This is a genomic window from Nocardiopsis sp. NPDC006198 (assembly GCF_040613895.1).
In the GTDB taxonomy this organism is placed as follows: Bacteria; Actinomycetota; Actinomycetes; order Streptosporangiales; family Streptosporangiaceae; genus Nocardiopsis; species Nocardiopsis tropica.
The window spans coordinates 21,747-38,593 of sequence record NZ_JBEXSY010000029.1 but is presented as its reverse complement, the minus strand read 5'-3'; the positions used below and the strand labels follow the sequence as shown (position 1 = coordinate 38,593).

The 16,847-nt window shown below is 73.1% G+C and carries 15 protein-coding genes; 4 read left to right on the top strand and 11 right to left on the bottom strand.

The genetic code is table 11. The annotated features are described in order from the left end of the window. Nucleotides 1–51 precede the first annotated feature (51 nt). Nucleotides 52–3,294: an NACHT domain-containing protein gene (locus ABZ234_RS20045; RefSeq protein WP_355013073.1), complete on the bottom strand. Its 3,243-nt coding sequence runs from the start codon at nucleotides 3,292–3,294 to the stop codon at nucleotides 52–54. A 202-nt stretch (nucleotides 3,295–3,496) separates the two neighbouring features. Between ABZ234_RS20045 and ABZ234_RS20040 the strand changes: the two genes are divergently transcribed. Beyond that, complete coding sequence (locus ABZ234_RS20040) at nucleotides 3,497–4,120, top strand: HAD-IA family hydrolase (protein ID WP_355013072.1); 624 nt, start codon at nucleotides 3,497–3,499, stop codon at nucleotides 4,118–4,120. Between the two features lie 61 nt (nucleotides 4,121–4,181). Here the strand turns inward: ABZ234_RS20040 and ABZ234_RS20035 are convergent, their stop codons facing one another. From ABZ234_RS20035 to ABZ234_RS20015, 5 genes are all read right to left on the bottom strand, one after another. Further along, entirely contained in the window at nucleotides 4,182–5,519 is a 1,338-nt protein-coding gene (locus ABZ234_RS20035) for an MFS transporter (RefSeq protein ID WP_267944562.1), read from the bottom strand. A 309-nt stretch (nucleotides 5,520–5,828) separates the two neighbouring features. Beyond that, nucleotides 5,829–6,485, bottom strand: coding sequence for a nucleoside/nucleotide kinase family protein (locus ABZ234_RS20030; RefSeq protein ID WP_267944561.1), 657 nt, complete (start codon nucleotides 6,483–6,485; stop codon nucleotides 5,829–5,831). A gap of 60 nt (nucleotides 6,486–6,545) precedes the next feature. Continuing rightward, the gene (locus tag ABZ234_RS20025) at nucleotides 6,546–7,163 is read right to left on the bottom strand and encodes a TetR/AcrR family transcriptional regulator (RefSeq protein ID WP_355013071.1); all 618 of its coding nucleotides are present in this window, start codon (nucleotides 7,161–7,163) and stop codon (nucleotides 6,546–6,548) included. After that, nucleotides 7,126–7,809, bottom strand: a complete 684-nt coding sequence (locus tag ABZ234_RS20020) for a hypothetical protein (RefSeq protein ID WP_344176060.1) — start codon at nucleotides 7,807–7,809, stop codon at nucleotides 7,126–7,128. Before ABZ234_RS20020 ends, ABZ234_RS20025 begins: the two co-directional genes overlap by 38 nt. A gap of 142 nt (nucleotides 7,810–7,951) precedes the next feature. Then, nucleotides 7,952–8,488, bottom strand: coding sequence for an NUDIX hydrolase family protein (locus ABZ234_RS20015; RefSeq protein WP_267944558.1), 537 nt, complete (start codon nucleotides 8,486–8,488; stop codon nucleotides 7,952–7,954). Nucleotides 8,489–8,939: 451 nt separating this feature from the next. Between ABZ234_RS20015 and ABZ234_RS20010 the strand changes: the two genes are divergently transcribed. Continuing rightward, nucleotides 8,940–9,299 carry an STAS domain-containing protein gene (locus ABZ234_RS20010; protein WP_267944557.1) on the top strand — a complete coding sequence of 120 codons (360 nt, stop codon included), beginning with the start codon at nucleotides 8,940–8,942 and terminating at the stop codon, nucleotides 9,297–9,299. A gap of 54 nt (nucleotides 9,300–9,353) precedes the next feature. Here the strand turns inward: ABZ234_RS20010 and ABZ234_RS20005 are convergent, their stop codons facing one another. After that, the gene (locus ABZ234_RS20005; RefSeq protein WP_355013070.1) at nucleotides 9,354–11,225 is read right to left on the bottom strand and encodes a PH domain-containing protein; all 1,872 of its coding nucleotides are present in this window, start codon (nucleotides 11,223–11,225) and stop codon (nucleotides 9,354–9,356) included. Then, nucleotides 11,222–11,719 carry a PH domain-containing protein gene (locus tag ABZ234_RS20000; protein WP_267944555.1) on the bottom strand — a complete coding sequence of 166 codons (498 nt, stop codon included), beginning with the start codon at nucleotides 11,717–11,719 and terminating at the stop codon, nucleotides 11,222–11,224. The genes ABZ234_RS20005 and ABZ234_RS20000 overlap by 4 nt, the downstream gene beginning before the upstream one ends. A 105-nt stretch (nucleotides 11,720–11,824) precedes the next feature. On the opposite strand from ABZ234_RS20000, the gene ABZ234_RS19995 reads away from it, so the two are divergent. Continuing rightward, complete coding sequence (locus tag ABZ234_RS19995; RefSeq protein ID WP_267944554.1) at nucleotides 11,825–12,733, top strand: SPFH domain-containing protein; 909 nt, start codon at nucleotides 11,825–11,827, stop codon at nucleotides 12,731–12,733. A gap of 17 nt (nucleotides 12,734–12,750) precedes the next feature. Next, nucleotides 12,751–13,011 carry a hypothetical protein gene (locus tag ABZ234_RS19990; protein WP_355013069.1) on the top strand — a complete coding sequence of 87 codons (261 nt, stop codon included), beginning with the start codon at nucleotides 12,751–12,753 and terminating at the stop codon, nucleotides 13,009–13,011. Nucleotides 13,012–13,090: 79 nt separating this feature from the next. On the opposite strand, the gene ABZ234_RS19985 is transcribed toward ABZ234_RS19990, so the two are convergent. The 3 genes from ABZ234_RS19985 to ABZ234_RS19975 all read right to left on the bottom strand — a co-directional run bounded on the left by ABZ234_RS19985 (nucleotide 13,091) and on the right by ABZ234_RS19975 (nucleotide 16,825). Continuing rightward, complete coding sequence (locus ABZ234_RS19985; protein WP_355013068.1) at nucleotides 13,091–13,702, bottom strand: Uma2 family endonuclease; 612 nt, start codon at nucleotides 13,700–13,702, stop codon at nucleotides 13,091–13,093. Between the two features lie 168 nt (nucleotides 13,703–13,870). After that, nucleotides 13,871–15,535, bottom strand: coding sequence for an FAD-binding dehydrogenase (locus ABZ234_RS19980; RefSeq protein WP_355013067.1), 1,665 nt, complete (start codon nucleotides 15,533–15,535; stop codon nucleotides 13,871–13,873). A gap of 195 nt (nucleotides 15,536–15,730) precedes the next feature. After that, nucleotides 15,731–16,825 carry a zinc-binding dehydrogenase gene (locus ABZ234_RS19975; RefSeq protein ID WP_344176069.1) on the bottom strand — a complete coding sequence of 365 codons (1,095 nt, stop codon included), beginning with the start codon at nucleotides 16,823–16,825 and terminating at the stop codon, nucleotides 15,731–15,733. Nucleotides 16,826–16,847: the final 22 nt, after the last annotated feature.

Genomic DNA, 16,847 nt, shown 5'->3' with positions numbered 1-16,847 from the left:
GCCGCGCCGACCAGGGGGTCGGCGCGGCCGTTCGCGCGGGGCCGCCCCTTCTCAGGGGAGGGCGGGGACGAACCCCCTTCGCAGGGTCGAGCCCTCACCGAGGAGATCCGCTCCGATCACCCGGGTCCGGGGAAAGACCCTGACGGTGAGATCGCGCGCCCCGGCGAGTGGACGCACGTCCAGGGAGCCCGAGCACGGGAGGCTCAGGGTGTGCAATCCGGGGATGGCCCGGACCCAGGACGGAGCCACAGCGGTCGAGTCGCGGAAATCCAGGGAGAGGAACTTCAGGCGGGGGATCTTGCTGATCCACCTCTGGTTCTCCGTCGCGGTCCGCGCATCCAGGCGCAGGAGCGTGAGGTTTTCGAAGCGGATCAGCTCACGCAGGTCCGGGACCTCCGGTTCCATCCGGGCACGATGACTGAACTGGAGGAGTGATTCCCTCTGGCCCTCCAGGCCGGTGAGGCTCTGGAAGCCGGAGCAGTTCCTGACACCGACCTTCGTGAGCGTCCCTGGAGCGTCGGCCAGGTAGGACAGATCGCCCAACCGCATGTTCGCGCAGGAGAACGATGTCACGCCGGGCGGGCTGATCTCGCTGAGCGGAAGGGCGGGCAGGGCGAGACCGAACTCCAGATGGGCCAATGTCTCAGAGTCGCGCAGCAGCTCCAGGTCGCGGGTGCGGTCGGGATGGCTGAGTGAGAGCCCATGGAGGGGTGCCCGGGCCAGGGGGGCGACCGACCGGACGGAGGCGTCGCCGTCCACGTCGAGGCTTCTCAGCGCCGGGAGTTCCCGGAGCGGCGCGAGGTCGATGCCGTGCCATTCGTGGTGGTCCCGAGCGCGCAGTTCCACGCTGGTCGTACGGGGCAGCCGGACGATACCGCCGATCCCGTCCCCGGTACGTCCCTGGACGCAGACGCGGGCGCGTTCAGGGAGATGGCGGACGAGGAGATCGATATCGTCCGCCGGGACGGGAATGTAGTAGTTCTCTCGACGAGCTCCGGCCTGTGACAGGAACACGTCCGCCAGAGCCTTGTCCTGGTTTTCCCACCATGCCCTCAGCGCGGCGACGAAGACCCGTTCCGAGTCGAAGTCGAGCGCCTTCCCGATGACCGGCACGGTATCCGGCCCGCCGATGGCCGTGGCAGCTTCGATCACCTTCTCCGCCTGCCGGGCGTTGGCGGGCGGTATCTCCCGGAGGAGGGGCAGGGCGAACTCGCCGACCAGTGACAGCGCGTGCACGTGGGCGCGCGTGCGCGGCGGCAGGATCCCCCTGACCCTTTCCCGGATCTCCTCGCCCAGGACCCTCGACAGCTGCGGCGACGTCTCCAGACAGGCGAACGCCACGATCAGCAGCCGGTCCCGGTGGGCGCGGACCCGGTCGGAGCGGTCGAGGAGCCCCCGGATCAGCTCCTCCCGCTGGGCGGGGGTGGCGTGGCCCGCCGCCATCACCACCACCTCGTGCCACTGGTCGTCGTGGGCGTTGCGCACCAGCAGCGGAAAGCTGTCCTCCTCCACCAGCGCCTTGGCGGCCAGGTACTCCTCGAACGTGCGGTGCAGGAAGCTCACCCGGTCGGCGGTGGGCGTGTGCAGCAGGCCGCTGCGCACCACCAGGTGGGTGTAGACCTCCTCCGGCGCCTGCTCGACGCGGTGCATCGAAGCGAGCGACCGGGCGACCTGGCGCCGCACGGTCTCGACGGGCGCGTCGGAGCTGCCGTTGACGACCAGCCACCGGGCGAGTTCCTGAAGCAGCAGGACCAGTTCCCGGCGGGACAGGTCCACGCCCTCGATGCCGCGCTGCTGGTCGCGGTCCTTGAGGAGCATGGCGAGCGCGGCCTCGTACACCTCCATCCGGTCCCGGGGCAGCACCGTGCGCCGGTCCCGGTACAGGGCGCACAGGAGGGCGCAGAGCAAGGGGGTAGACGCGATGGCGCGCAGGTGCCGCTGGCCCGTGACCTTCCTGCCGAGTTCGTGCTCGTGGCGGGTGAGCAGCGCGCGCTCGTCCGCGTCGGCGGTCCCGCCGCGCACCGCCTCGTGCCAGTGGTGGACGAACGCCCGTACGTCCCCGTCCCCGAGCGGCTGGAGGTCGGCGCCGGCGAAGCCCTCGGCGTCCAGCCACCGCGCCCCGGCTGCCCCGGGCCGTGCCGTGACCACGTACCGGCACGACGGAAAGTCCGCCAGGAGGTCCCGCAGCCAGCGCCGCGCGGACTCCCGCTGCCCTCTCGGGAGTTCGTCCACCCCGTCCACCAGGACCACGGCCCGCCCCTCGGCCAGCAGACCGGTGACCCATCCCGGGGGGACCTGGTCGGCGAGGTGCCGTCCCGTGTGGCGGACGAACTCCGCAGGCTCGGGCAGATCGCGTCCGACGTACTCGCGCAGGGGCACGAGGAAGGGCACGAGCCCGTTCCAGGAGGCCATCTCCTCCGGGAAGTCGCCCCTGCTCGCCCTGACCCCGACCCAGCGCAGGAGCGTGGTCTTGCCCGATCCCGCCGGGCCGCGCAGGAACGTGCGCGGATGGGCGGCCAGGACCTGTTCGACGCTGCTGTCCCCTGTCTCGTACCGGTCCCCGGGCTGCGGATGCTCCGGCTCCCGTGACACGCGCAGGCTCAGGTACGCCAGGGACAGCGGGTAGCTGCGGGTGCCGACGTCGGCGCCGAACAGCTCGAGCACGTCCCAGCGCTGTGCCGCCTTGCGCAGGTAGGCGGTGGTGAACGCCGTCCCGGGGTCCTCGGCCCGCCCCTCGGCCCGCACGGGCAGGCGGTCCAGGACCTCCTCCAGGTGCTCGAGGACCAGGGACTCGCGGCGCAGCAGCTCGGTGAAGGCCCCCGCCTGGAAGCGCGGCAGGGCGGAGGCGGTGGCCAGGACGTACGCGCAGGCTTCGGGGAGCACCCGGTCGTACAGGGCGACGGCCGGGCCGCCCAGGTCGCGGGTGGCGCCGGGGCTGCGCTCCCGGACGTACCGCTCCAGGTGGAGCGGGTCCAGGTCCTGCTCGAACAGGGTGCGGTCGGTGAGCCCCGCACGCTCGAACGCGTCGGCCACGGCGAGCACCGCCGCCTCGCGCTCGTTGTCGTCCAGCCCGTGGAACTCGTGCTCGAGCTGTCCGACCACGCGGTCGGCGATGCTCTCCTCGATCTCGGCGAACCGGCGCTCCAGCCTGCGCTGGTCCCGCTTGCCGGCGACCTTGGCCTGGACGAGGTCGACCACGGTCGTGGCGGCGCTCTGCGCCAGGGGGTTGCCGAGCCAGAGGCCGCAGGCGGCCTTGACCACGGCCGCACCGAGTTTGAGGGCTGCGTCGTACACGGGACTCCCGGGGCGGAGGGGGCAGGTGCGCCAGAGCCTACGGCGAAGAGGTCGTCCGGGGGGCGCGTCGGCGCGACCGGAAGCGGCCAGGCGCGGCCCCGCGGCCGTGCCCGGTGGCGTCCGGAGGCCACGCCCGCCGTGACCGCGGGCGGGACCCGGGGACGCTTTGCCCGGGCGCAGCTCCGTCGGGTTCACTGGCGGCATGGTGCATTCCGAACATCCCGGGCAGACCCCCGACATCGTGCTCTTCGACCTCTTCGGCGTCATCGCGTGCCACCAGTCGGAGGAGGGCAGGGACCGGTTGGTGAGAGTCGCGGACGCGCCGGCGCCCGCCTTCTGGAAGGCGTACTGGGACCTGCGCCCCGACTACGACCGGGGCGATGTGGACGGCCCCGGCTACTGGGACAGGATGGGCCGGGCCCTGGGCGCCCGCTTCGACGAGCGCCGGGTCGCGGACCTGGTGGAGGCCGACATCGCCAGCTGGAGCGCCGTCGACGCCGCCATGGTCTCGCTGGTCGCGGAGCTGGCGGACGCGGGGCGGACCGTCGCCCTGCTCTCCAACATCCCGGAGGAGCTGGCCGCCCACTACGAGGCCGAGCATCCCTGGTTCGACCGCTTCCGGGTCCGTGGCCTCTCCTGCCGCATCGGCCACGCCAAGCCCGAGGAGGGTGCCTACCTCTGGTGCCGGGACGCGCTGGGAGCGGACGCGGAGCGCATCCTCTTCGTGGACGACCGGGAGGACAACATCCGCGCGGCGGAGGGGGTCGGCATGCGCGGCCACGTCTTCACGTCCCGCGACCTGCTCGCGGAGGTCCTGGCCGCGTAGCGCCCGTACGAGGACGGGCCGGCCGGCTCCAGCCGGCCGGCCCGTCGGAGGGGCTGGGGTCCTACCGCGCCCGGGCGGGGATGGCGTCCAGGTCGTCGTCCCGGGTCTCGCGGCTGATCAGCAGGGCCACGAGGGTGATCACACTGACGAGCACCAGGTAGCCGCCGACCCACGCCAGACCGAAGGTGCCCGCGAGCCAGGTCGCGATGTAGGGGGCGAACGAGGCTCCGAGCAGGCCCGCCAGGTTGTACGCGACCGAGGCGCCGGTGTAGCGGACGTTGGTCGGGAACAGCTCCGGCAGGACCGCTGCCATGGGGCCGAAGGTCAGGCCCATCAGGGACAGGCCGATGATCAGGAAGGCCATGACCCCGACCGTGCCCCCGCCGGCCATCATCGGCCCCATCGCGACGCCGAAGGCGATGATCGCGACGGTGACCGCGATCAGGGTGGGCTTGCGGCCGAACCGGTCCGCGAGGAGGCCCGAGACCGGGGTGAACAGGGCGAAGAACACCACGCCGATCATGAGGAAGACCAGGAACTGTGAGCGCTCGTAGCCCAAGCCGTCCACGGGGTCGGTGCCGAAGCCCAGCGAGAACACGGTCATCAGGTAGAACAGCACGTAGGTCGCGACCATGATCAGGGTCCCCAGGACGACCGCGCGCCAGCTGGTGCGGAACACCTCGACCATGGGGGTCTTGACCCGCTCCCCGGAGGCGACGACCTTGGCGAACGCGGGGGTCTCGTGCAGGGTCAGCCGGACCCAGAGGCCGACGACGATCAGCAGGGTCGAGAGCAGGAACGGCACCCGCCAGCCCCAGGCCAGGAAGGTCTCGTCGCTCATGGTCTGGGTCAGGGCCAGGAACACGCCGTTGGCGAGGAAGAACCCGATCGGGGCGCCCAGCTGCGGGAACGTGCCGTAGAAGCCGCGCTTCCCGGCGGGGGCGTTCTCGGTCGCCAGCAGCGCCGCGCCGCCCCACTCGCCGCCCAGGCCGAGGCCCTGGCCGAACCGGCAGACCGCCAGCAGGACGGGGGCGAGGACGCCCACCTGCGCGTAGGTCGGCAGCACGCCGATGCCGACGGTCGCGATGCCCATGGTGAGCAGGGAGGCGACCAGCGTGGCCTTGCGGCCGATCCGGTCGCCGAAGTGCCCGAACACCCAGGAGCCGATGGGGCGGGCGACGAACGCGATCGCGAAGGTGGCGAGCGACTGGAGCCGCGCCGCCAGCATGTCGCCCTCGGGGAAGAACAGCAGCGGGAAGACCAGGACCGCGGCGGTGGCGTAGATGTAGAAGTCGTAGAACTCGATGGACGTGCCCACGAGGCTGGCCGTGAGGACCTTGCGCCTGGGGTTGGTCGGTGGCTCTGCCACATCCGGTGAGCGTGGGGCGACGTCCGTCATGGGACTTCTTTCCAGGTCAGTGCTGTGATGATGGCTGGATGCTAGCCCCGGTGGACACTATGTGAAACATTTGTCTCGCTATATGGACGCCTGGGGTGCTCGTGTCCGTCTGGTGTCCCCCGGGCGGAACGCGGGGAAGCCGTTCGTTCCAGGCGTTCCCGTCCCTGGGCGTGAGACCCGTCACGCGGGGCGGGTGCGGCCCCGGGACGCGCGCGGCGGACCGGGGAGCGCCGGGGGCGCGGTGCCGGGTCGGGGCGCTCCCGCGGCCCCGGCCCCTTCCCGCGGACGCCCCGGGCGGAGGGGCCGGACTCACCTCCGGGGCACGGTCCCCGTCGTCACCACCCGCGTGCAGTTCGCACGGAACCGTTTGACCAGCTCGCCGTTGGGGCGGTCGCTGCGCTCCACCCAGTCCCGGGCCGCCTCCTCGCTCGCCCCGCCCGACACCTGCCGCCGGTGCAGCCTGCGCTCCCGCAGCCCGTCGTCGGCCTCCACGTACCAGAGCCCGGCGAACAGGCCCCGCAGCCCCGCCCAGGGCTCGTCGTCGCTCGCGAGGTAGTTGCCCTCGGTCACGACCAGCCGCGTGTGCGGATCGATCACGTGCCGCGCCGCCACCGGCTCGTGCAGGGTCCGGTCGTAGTCGGGGACGTAGACGGGGTGGTCCGCCTCGGTCAGCAGGCGGCGTACGAGCGCCGCGTACCCGTGCGCGTCGAAGGTGTCCGGCGCGCCCTTGCGGTCGAGCCTGCCCAGCCGGTCGAGCTGGGCGTTGGACAGGTGGAAGCCGTCCATGGGCAGGTAGCCGGCGGCCCCGGGCCCCAGCACCCGGCAGACCTCGGCCACCAGGTGGCGGGCGAGGGTCGACTTCCCCGCGGCGGGAGGGCCGGTCAGGCCGAGCACGGCCCTGCGGGCCCCGCTCCCGGCGGCCTCCCGGGCCAGGGCGAGGGCGTCGGGGACAAGCGGTTCGGGCATGGGTCCGAGCTTATGCGCCGGGGGCTCCCCGCGTCCTCCCCCTGGCCCGCCGGAGGGCGGTCACGGCCCGGTCGGCCCGCCCTCGGCGCGCAGGCCCGACAGGCAGACCTCGACCACGGTGCCGGCGAGCCCGTCCAGCCGTACGCCGGGGTCCATCAGCCACTGGACGAGGCAGCCCTCGATCGCTCCGACCACCACGGTGGCCTCGGGTTCGCCGACACCGGGGCGCAGGTCGCCCTCGTCGGCCGCGCGGCGGAGGAGGTCGGCGACCGCGCCCCGGTACTCGCGGTAGACCGAGGCCATGTCGAGGGGGGCGGCGGCCCCGCCGTGGCGGCCGGCCGCCCACAGGTCGACCATCACACGCGTGAGGTCGGGTTCGTCGGCGAGCATGGCCACGGCCGCCCGCACGAGCGAGGCGAGCCGTTCGACCGCCGGGGCCCCCTGCGCGGAGGCCTGTGCCAGCACGCCCGCGGAGCGCTCGGCCAACCGCGCGAACGCGGCGGCCAGCAGTTCGTCGCGACTGCCGAAGGAGAGGTAGACACTGCCCTTGGCGATACCGGCCTCGGCGGCGACGTCCTCGATCCTCGTGGCGGCGAACCCCCGGCGCGCGAACACGCGTACGGCGGCCGAGAGGATCTCCTCACGCCTCGCCTCCCGGTCGACCCTCTTCGGTGCCATGGGCTCCCCTCTCCGCCGCTCCCCGTGCCGCTCCGGGGAGCATATGGCCCAGGAGGAGTTTGACGAGCATGACCGGGGCCAGCCAGGACAGGGCGTCGGGCACCGGCAGGAGCAGCAGGGCGGCGGCGGAGCCGGTCGCCGTGGCGCAGAACGCGACGGGCGGGCGCAGGGGGAGCGGGGCCAGGCCCACGGCCGCCGCGCTCCCCAGGGCGAGCAGGTACAGGGCGGTGGCGGTCCACCAGTCGAAGCCGGGCACGAACAGGGCCAGGGCGAAGGGCTGGACGTGGAGGGCCACGAACCCCAGGTGGTGGCGGAGGGTGCGGCCCGGCGCGTGGTAGCGCCGTTCGGCCGCCGCCGTCGAGGTGGCCGCGGCGCCGCCGAAGAAGTCGAGGGCGACGACCCCGGTGACCGCGGTCGCCGCGGCCGGCAGGCCCGCGGCCAGACAGGCCCCGACGGCGAGTGCGGTGCCCGCCGCGGCGGAGACCAGGGTGGCCGCGGTCTCGCCGGGGGAGGGGTCGGGGCCGACCAGGACCGTGGCGAGACCGCGCAGGGTGCGTGCGAGGGGACCGGTGCGCGGTGCGGGCGGGCCCGTGCGCGGTCCGCGCGCGGCGGCGGGACCGGAGGCCGGTGGGCGGGTGTGGTTCACGGTGGCGCCGCTCCTTAAATGACTGACTGGTCAGTCATAATAAGGGACGGAACAGGGGTGGGAAAAGGGGTCGGCGCCGGAGAAGCTCCGGCGCCGACCCCTCAACGGTCGTGCGGGGCCGCCGCGGCCCGCGCGGCGGGTCTCAGGGCGCGTGGCCCACGTAGGCCAGCGCCTGGCGCAGCAGCACCCCCTGGCCGCCCGTCATCTCCTCGCGCAGTTGCGGGCTGGCCGCCTCCTCCGGGGTGAACCACACCAGGTCCAGCGCGTCCTGGCGGGGCTGGCAGTCGCCCGAGACGGGGACGATGTAGGCCAGCGCCACCGCGTGCTGGCGGGCGTCGTGGAACGGGGTGACGCCCGGGGTGGGAAAGTACTCGGCGACCGTGAACGGCTGCGGGGAGCCGGGGATGCGCGGCAGGGCCACCGGGCCCAGGTCCTTCTCCAGGTGACGGAGCAGGGCGTCGCGCACCCGCTCGTGGTAGAGCACGCGGCCCGAGACCACCGAGCGCTGGAAACTGCCGTCCGGGGTGGCGCGCAGGAGCAGGCCGATGTGGGTCACCTGCCCCGCCTCGTCCACCCGGACGGGTACCGCCTGGACGTAGAGGACGGGCATCCGGCCCCGGACGCTCTCCAGTTCCTCGGGGGCGAGCCAGCCGGGCTGTGTGTCGGCGGTTTCGGTCATCGGGTGCGCGGTGGGTGCCCCCGGTCTGACGGCCGGACGCGGTCACCGCTCCCTCCCTTCGTCTTGCTGTCCCTGAGGTCGGCCCGGGGGTCCGGCCCGGAGGCGCGGACACCTGCGGGTGTCACATGTACTGCTTCTACCGCATTCACGACCGTAAAGCACGGCGCGGCCGGGGGTTCGGGAGTGTCCGAGAGAGATGAGGAGGGGTCCGGAGCCGCGGACCCGCAGCCGTGTGTCCCGGCATCCCCGGACAGGGTGACACCAACCTGACCGGGTGGCCATATCAGCGAGATTTCGCGGGTTTTTCTCACGGAAAGCCTCCCAGGGGTTCTCTGTAGAGGCTACGATCTCGTACGCGGTTGCGTAGTGGAAAGGTTACGTCCGGTGAGAGGTGGCCCGAGTGGTGATGGATGCCCGGTTCTCTGCCCAGGAGCGTTTCCGCTGTACAGGTGTGACGGTCGTGCCCGTCCACGGCGAGGTGGACCTCGCCACCGCCGACCGCATGCGCGATCGGCTGCTCCAGGCCGCGCACGCCTCACGGTGCGACTGCCTGGTCGTGGACATGTCGGGGCTCGACTTCTTCGACGCGAGCGGGGTGAGCGCCCTCGTGTCGGTCTTCAGGACCCTCACCGCTGAGGGGCGCCACGTGGTGCTCGCCGAACCCGCGCCCATCGCCGCGCGCGTGCTCGACGCACTCGGCATGGGGCGCCTGTTCGAGATCTACCCGATCCTGGAGATGGCACTGACCCACACCAGCGGACTGCGGGTCAACGGCGACCCGATCGGCGACACGGTCCCCGGCGGACCGTGAGCCGACGCCGGCCCCGGGCCCCCGCACCAGGGGCCCGGGGCCGGGACGCGGCCCTCAGCGCGGGTCGGGGACCCCGGGACCGCCCGCCGGCCCCCCGCCGCCGCGCACCAGGAACGGCTCCAGCAGTTCGGGCACCGCCTCGTCGGCCCAGGCCAGCCCTTCGCCCAGCCCCACGTCCGCCGCCGCGTACATCCCCTCGCCCGCGGCCGTGGTCGCCGCCACGTCCGCCAGGCCCAGCCGCCGCTGGAACGGCGACCTGGTGATCCGCCAGCCGATCACCGCGGCCCTCTCCAGGGTCACCGTCCTGCGCACCGCCATCCCCCGCCGGACCACCAGGTAGCGCGGGTGCAGCCCGTGGCCGAGCCCCCGGTAGGAGCCGACCGCGTACCAGAACGCCGCCGCGCCGAGCAGCACGGCGACCACCGCCCACCCCCAGCCCGGAGCGGACTCCACGGCCCGGACCGTCAGCGGAACGGGCATGATGTACTCCTCGACCTCGTGCGCGGCCTCCCACCACGCCTCGGACGCCAGCGTGTGGAGCCAGGCCAGGACCCCTGCCAGCACCAGGGCCAGCACCGTGGCGTACCCCGCGCGGGTGAGCCGGCGGCGCAGCGCCGCCCGCGGGTGGGGGGCCAGGGGCACGTCCAGGGGCGAGTCCTGCGTCCGCATCAGGTCGGCGGCCAGCCCCCGCGCCAGCTCCCGGGGCATCGCCGGGGACAGGCGGCTCTTGGCGCTGGCCTTCTGGTCGTCGGCCGCGCCCAGGCCGGTCGCGACCGCCCGCACGTCCGCGCCGCCCGCGGACCTGAGCAGGAACGGCTCGTGCAGGGTCACGCCGTTCAGACGGCGCCCCTCCACCGACAGCGACACGCTGGTGAGCAGGCCTCGGCGCAGGCGCACGGTGCCGTCCGCCTCCCGCGTGAGCCGGTAGTCCCACCAGGTCTCCACCGCCACGGCCGTCACGACGAGTACGCCGGAGACCAGCAGGCCGAGCAGGGTCAGGGGCGCCACGAGCAGTATCTGGCCCACGACGAAGGAGGCCATCTCCTCGCCGCTGGGCAGGTTCGCCCGGTCGGAGATCCACCGCCACGGGGCGCCGTTGCCCTGGGCGTTCGCCCCCAGGAGCGTGGCGATGACACCGAGGCCCACGCCCACCGTGGCGGTGGTCACGGGGGCGAAGGCGAACCAGCGCCGGTCCAGCCGGGCCAGTTCGACCTCGATCCCCCCGTCGTCGCCGGGGGTCGGGCCCTCCCCGGCGGCGGTGGCCCCGGCGGTCCGGGGGGCGCCCCGGTGGAGGAGTTCGCGGCGCAGCCATTCGCCCTGCTCCGCGGTGACGTAGAGCAGCTGGAGCTGCTCGGACCCCGCGCCGACCTGCTCGCCGGTGCCGACCGTCACCGAGCACAGGCCGAAGACCCGGGCGTAGAGGGGGGCGGCGACGTCCACGCTGCGCACGCGCTCGCGCGGGATGGAGCGGTACGACTTGGCGATGATCCCGGACCGCACCTCCATGCGCTCGACGGTGACCCGGTAGCGGGTGGCCCGCAGCCGCAGCAGGTCGAGGTACGTCATGAGCGCGAGGAAGGCGAGTGCGCCGGGAACGGGGGCGAGGGCCCACAGGGGCTGGCCCGCGACCACCAGGACCACGGTGGCGACGATCGCCCCGGGAACGAGGAACGCGCCCGCCACGAGGGTGCTCGCCCACACGCTCAACGGGTGCAGCCGCCGCCAGCCATCGTCCTCGGTGGCAGCGGTGCCCGCGCCGGGGGTGTTCCCCGCCTCCGGGCCGTCCGCCCCGACGGGGTCGTGGGCGTCCGCGCCGCCGGTCGGCGGCGGGAGGGGGGAGCCGCCGGCCGTGAGGCCCTCCGGCCCGTCCGGGCGGACCGGTCCGCCCTCGCCCGGGGGCTGCCTGTGCTCGTCGGGGGTGCTCATGTCGCGTCTCCCGGGGTCGCCTGGGTGGTCTCGGTGAGCTGCTCCGCGACCTCGGTGGCCCGGACGTGGTCCAGGCCCGCGATCTCGATCGGTCCCGCCGCCGAGGCGGTGGTCACGGTCACGCTGGACAGGCCGAACATCCTCTGGAGCGGGCCCCGCGCGGTGTCGACGGTCTGGATGCGCGACATCGGGGCCACGCGCCACTCCTGCCAGATCCATCCGCTGGACGTGTACACGGCTGTGTCGGTGACCTCCCACCGGTGGACGCGGTAGCGCCACTGCGGCATGAGGACGGTGATCAGGAGTCCGACCCCGCCGACCACGGCGGTGGCGAGCAGGAACCAGGCGCGCGGCGGTTCCCAGATGATCGCCGGGACGAGGGGGATCGCCGTGAGGACGACGGTCACGGCCAGCGACCGTGTCGTCCACCACCGGATCGCCCGTCGGTCCACGCGGTGGTGGGGCGGGCGCAGGCGCGGCGCGTCTGTGGTCATCGCTTCCACGTCTCCTCTCTTCGGGGCCCTGTGGGCCGTTCGCTATTAAAAGTGATATCACAATGCTATGCTCGAGTCATCACCTTGAAGAGAACGGAAGAAGCGATGGCCGAAACCAGCCAGCCCACCACACCGGCGCCCGAGTACAGGGAGCACACGGCGAAGAGCCACGACGGCATCCTGTTCGCCGTGATCAGCCTCGTGCTGGTCCTGGGCGGCGTGGGCACCGCCCTGCTGCCGATACTCGGACTGCCGCCCCTCCTGATCGGCGTCGGCATCGTCGTCGGACTGGTCGGACTGGGGCTCTCGTTCGGGCTGACGATGGTCGCGCCCAACGAGGCCCAGGTCGTCCAGCTGTTCGGCCGCTACGTCGGCAGCGTCCGCACCGACGGCCTGCGCTGGGTCAACCCCTTCACGCTCCGCAAGGGGATCTCCACCCGCATCCGCAACCACGAGACCTCCGTCATGAAGGTCAACGACGCCTCCGGCAGCCCCATCGAGATCGCCGCCGTCATCGTCTGGCAGGTCGAGGACACCGCCCGCGCCTCCTTCGAGGTGGACGACTTCGTCGAGTTCGTGTCCATCCAGACCGAGGCGGCGGTCCGCCACATCGCGGGCTACTACCCCTACGACTCCTACGACGCCGACACCAGCCGGTCCCTGCGCGGCAGCGCCGACCTCATCACGGAGGAACTCTCCAGGGAGGTCGGCGAGCGGGTCCAGGCCGCGGGCGTCAAGATCGTGGAGTCCCGGTTCACCCACCTGGCCTACGCGTCGGAGATCGCCCAGGCCATGCTCCAGCGCCAGCAGGCCAGCGCCCTGATCGCCGCCCGTCAGGAGATCGTCGAGGGGGCCGTCGGCATGGTGGACCGCGCGCTCACCCGCCTGTCGGCGGAGAACGTGGTCGAGCTCGACGAGGAGCGCAAGGCCGCGATGGTCAGCAACCTGCTCGTGGTGCTGTGCTCCGACCGGCCCGCCAGCCCCGTCGTCAACACCGGGACCCTGTACCAGTAAAACGGGGGGAGGCGGCCGTGCCCGATCGCAAGAAGGTGCTGCTGCGGCTCGACCCCGCCGTCCACGACGCGCTCGCGCGGTGGGCCGGGCAGGAGCTGCGCAGCACCAACGCACAGATCGAGTTCCTCCTGCGCCGGGCGCTGGACGACGCGGGGCGGATGCCGAAGGAGGCCGGGGTCATCCCCCGCCGGGGCAGACCGCGCAGATCCGCGCCGGAGCAGGACGCGCCCGTGGAGGAGCCCCGGGGCGAGGAGTCCCCGGAACCGACCGAGGAGTGACACCCCCGCCCACGACGGCGCCGGGCACCCGAAGGTGCCCGGCGCCGTTCGCCGTGTGCGCCTAGTCCTCGGCCGCGGACTAGGCGGTCTCCTCGGGTCCTCCGATGCACGCGCGCCAGTCGCCGGGCGCTGTCAGCCATTGCGGAACGATCCGGACCGGGAAGGGGGCGTCGGTCTCGAAGACCTCCTCCCCGAACGCGGCCGAGACCTCTGCGTACTCGCCGTCCTCCAGCCGCAGTTCGATGATGCTCGACTTGTCCCGGTCGGGGGTGATGACCCAGTACGAGGGGATGCCGAACTCCGCGTACTCGCGGCGCTTGGTGTGGTGGTCGCGGAAGACGCTCTCGGGGGAGACCACTTCGACCGCGAGGAGCGGAGGCCTGGTCAGGTAAGGGCTCTCTTCGTCCTCCGCGCGGATCACCACCAGGTCGGGGATGCGGTGATGGCTCCGATCGGAGTTGAAGTTGATTCCGGGACTCGTGACGACCTCGCACTCGTCGGGTGCGAGGACGCCGAGATGGATGGCGAGTCGGGACTCGACACGGCTGTGCAGGAAGACCGGTGCGGGAGCCACGTCAAGCCGCCCGTCGACCAGCTCGTAGCGCCGTCCGTCGTCCGGCGTGTGCTGAAGGTCGTCCACTGTGAGCGGCCCCGGTTTCGGGACGGTCCTGCCGCTAGCCACAACTGCCATCATGCCTCCTCATATGCATGAGGACCAGGATTGTGGAGGAGGGGCGGTCGTGGGCCGGAATCGACAAACTCGTGAATAAACGACCTCCCCTCTCATCTTGGGCGGTCGGCCGTAACCCGGGTCGGGGGCGGGATCCCCGCCCCAGACCCCCGACCCCGACGCGCGACGCTAGCCGACGGCGGACGCGGCGGCCCGGCCCGCGATGCGGCCCGAGAAGAGGCACCCGCCCAGGAACGTCCCCTCCAGGGCCCGGTAGCCGTGCACGCCCCCGCCGCCGAAGCCGGCGACCTCGCCCGCCGCGTACAGGCCCGGCACCGGGGCGCCGTCGGCCCCCAGCACACGCGCGTCCAGGTCGGTGTGCAGGCCGCCCAGGGTCTTGCGGGTGAGGATGTGCAGCCGCACGGCGATCAGGGGACCGGCCTTCGGGTCCAGGATCCGGTGCGGCCTGGCCACCCGCACCAGCCTGTCGCCCCGGTAGGTGCGGGCCGAGTGGATGCTCATGACCTGGAGGTCCTTGGTGAAGGTGTTGGCCATCTCGCGGTCGCGGGCCACCACCTCGCGGGTGACGGTGTCGGCGTCGAGCACCCCGTCCCCGGCGATCTCCTGCATCTTCCGGATGAGCGCGGGCAGCCTGTCGGCGACGACGAAGTCCGCGCCGCGCTCCTTGAACGCCTCCACGGGGTCCGGGGCGCCGGGGAGGACGCGCTGGAGGAGGAGTCTGAGGTCCTTGCCGGTCAGGTCGGGGTTCTGCTCCGAGCCCGACAGGGTGAACTCCTTCTCGATGATCTTCTGGGAGAGCACGAACCACGTGTACTCGTGGCCGCTCCGCATGATGTGGTCGAGTGTGCCGAGGGTGTCGAACCCGGGGAAGCAGGGCGCGGGCAGCCGCTTGCCTGTCGCGTCCAGCCACAGGGAGGACGGGCCCGGCAGGATGCGGATGCCGTGCCCGGCCCAGACGGGGTTCCAGTTCCGGATGCCCTCGGTGTAGTGCCACATGCGGTCCGGGTTGACGATCCGCCCGCCCGCCCGCTCGGTGATGCCGAGCATCCGCCCGTCCACGTGCTCCGGCACACCCGACAGCATGTGCTTCGGAGGGGTGCCCAGGCGCTCGGGCCAGCTCTTGCGGACCAGGTCGTGGTTGGCGCCGATCCCCCCGGAGGTGACCACGACCGCCTGCGCGGCCATCTCGAAGTCGCCGACCACGTCGCGGTTGCTGGCCTGGCCGCGGGAGATGCCACTGGGGGCCAGGACGGCGCCGCGCACCCCGGTGACGGTCCCGTCGGTCACGACCAGTTCGTCCACCCTGTGCCGGAAGCGCAGCGTGACCAGGCCCCGTTCGACCGCCGCGCGCACCCGGCGCTCGAAGGGCGCGACCACGCCGGGACCGGTGCCCCAGGTGATGTGGAAGCGGGGGACGGAGTTCCCGTGTCCGCCGGCCAGGTGGCCGCCGCGCTCGGCCCAGCCCACGACGGGGAAGATCCGCAGTCCCTGGGCGTGCAGCCAGGAGCGCTTCTCGCCGGCGGCGAAGTCCACGTAGGCCTCGGCCCACCGGCGCGGCCACTCGTCCTCGGGGCGGTCGAAGGCCGCGGTGCCCATCCAGTCCTGGAGGGCGAGTTCGCGGGAGTCCCTGACACCCATGCGCCGCTGCTCGGGGGAGTCCACGAGGAAGAGGCCGCCGAACGACCAGAACGCCTGGCCGCCGAGGGACTGCTCGGGCTCCTGGTCGAGCAGGACCACCCTCTTTCCCGCGTCGGCCAGCTCGGCGGCCGCGACCAGCCCCGCCAGTCCGGCTCCGACGACGATCGCGTCGGCTCGGTCGGCTCCGCTGCTCATCTGGTTCCTTCCCCTCGGATGGTCCGCGCCCGGAGGGCACGGTGTGCGCGATGGTGACGACTGTGCCGCGCCGTGCCCCCGCCGACAAGGGTGTCGTGTGTCCTGCGCCACATCATTTGTCACACCGTGACAAACGAGGCGGGTGTTCCGCGGCCGGCGCCGTGCCGTGGGGAGGAGGCGGCGCCGACCGCGGGCTCAGGCGCCGAAACGCACGAGGGACCGCCCGCCCAGGCCCCGGCGCATGCGCTCGAAGGCCTCCGGCAACCCCTCCAGGGAGATCTCGTCGGTGACCATCGCGGCGAGCTTCAGCCCGCCGGAGCGTACGTGCGCGGCGATCACCGGGATGTCGCGCTCGGGGTCGCTGGAGCCGTAGACGCACCCGCGCAGGGTGCGTCCCTGGTGGAAGAGCTCCAGGGCGTTGAACGAGACCTCGTCGTCGAGTGCCCCCACGCCCACCACCGTGACCGTCCCGCCGCGCCGTGTGGCGTCCCAGGCCGAGCGCACCACCCGGGCGGAGCCGACCACCTCGAACGCGTGGTCCGCCCCCCGGCGCCCGGTCAGCCCGCGCACGGACCGGGTCAGCGTCTCGTCGGCGATCAGGAAGTCGGTCGCCCCCAGGGACCGGGCCAGCTCCTCCTTGTCGGGGGACACGTCCACGGCGATCACCTGGTCGGCGCCGGCGAGGCGGGCGGCCTGCACCACCGACAGCCCGACCCCGCCCAGGCCGAGCACCACGGCCGTCTGCCCCGCGCGCACGGCCGCCGAGTTGTTGACGGCGCCCCAGCCGGTGAGCACCGCGCAGCCCAGCACGGCGGCGACGGAGGGGTCGATCCCGTCGGGCAGGGGCACGACGGCGCGGGCGGGGACGACGGTGGCCTCGGCGAAGGCCCCGCAGCCCAGGCCCGGGTGGACGGGGGTGCCGTCGGCCAGCTCGGCGTACGGTCGGGCCGCGCCGTCGAGGGCGTGCTCGCACAGGTGGGGCTCGCCCTGGAGGCAGAACCAGCACTCCCGGCAGGCCGGGGCCCAGTTGAGGATGACGTACTGTCCGGGCACCACGCCGGTGACGCCCTCGCCCACGGCCTCGACGGTCCCCGCGCCCTCGTGGCCGAGCACCGCGGGCCACTTCTGCGCCAGGGTCCCGTTGGACAGGGAGAGGTCGGAGTGGCACACGCCGGCCGCGGCGATGCGCACCCGGACCTGTCCGGGGCCGGGGTCGGGCAGGACCAGGTCGCGGATCTCGGGGGGCGCGCCCTGCTCGGAGAAGACGGCGGCCTTGACGGTCGTACTCATGGGAGCAACTCCAATCGGGGAT

Excerpts from the sequence above, each read along its gene's own strand:
- ABZ234_RS20005 (WP_355013070.1), bottom strand. The coding sequence starts at position 11,225 with ATGAGCACCCCCGACGAGCACAGGCAGCCCCCGGGCGAGGGCGGACCG.
- ABZ234_RS20025 (WP_355013071.1), bottom strand. The coding sequence starts at position 7,163 with ATGGCACCGAAGAGGGTCGACCGGGAGGCGAGGCGTGAGGAGATCCTC.
- ABZ234_RS19975 (WP_344176069.1), bottom strand. The coding sequence starts at position 16,825 with ATGAGTACGACCGTCAAGGCCGCCGTCTTCTCCGAGCAGGGCGCGCCC.
- ABZ234_RS20035 (WP_267944562.1), bottom strand. The coding sequence starts at position 5,519 with ATGACGGACGTCGCCCCACGCTCACCGGATGTGGCAGAGCCACCGACC.
- ABZ234_RS19980 (WP_355013067.1), bottom strand. The coding sequence starts at position 15,535 with ATGAGCAGCGGAGCCGACCGAGCCGACGCGATCGTCGTCGGAGCCGGA.
- ABZ234_RS20000 (WP_267944555.1), bottom strand. The coding sequence starts at position 11,719 with ATGACCACAGACGCGCCGCGCCTGCGCCCGCCCCACCACCGCGTGGAC.
- ABZ234_RS20040 (WP_355013072.1), top strand. The coding sequence starts at position 3,497 with ATGGTGCATTCCGAACATCCCGGGCAGACCCCCGACATCGTGCTCTTC.
- ABZ234_RS20030 (WP_267944561.1), bottom strand. The coding sequence starts at position 6,485 with ATGCCCGAACCGCTTGTCCCCGACGCCCTCGCCCTGGCCCGGGAGGCC.
- ABZ234_RS19985 (WP_355013068.1), bottom strand. The coding sequence starts at position 13,702 with ATGGCAGTTGTGGCTAGCGGCAGGACCGTCCCGAAACCGGGGCCGCTC.
- ABZ234_RS19995 (WP_267944554.1), top strand. The coding sequence starts at position 11,825 with ATGGCCGAAACCAGCCAGCCCACCACACCGGCGCCCGAGTACAGGGAG.
- ABZ234_RS20015 (WP_267944558.1), bottom strand. The coding sequence starts at position 8,488 with ATGACCGAAACCGCCGACACACAGCCCGGCTGGCTCGCCCCCGAGGAA.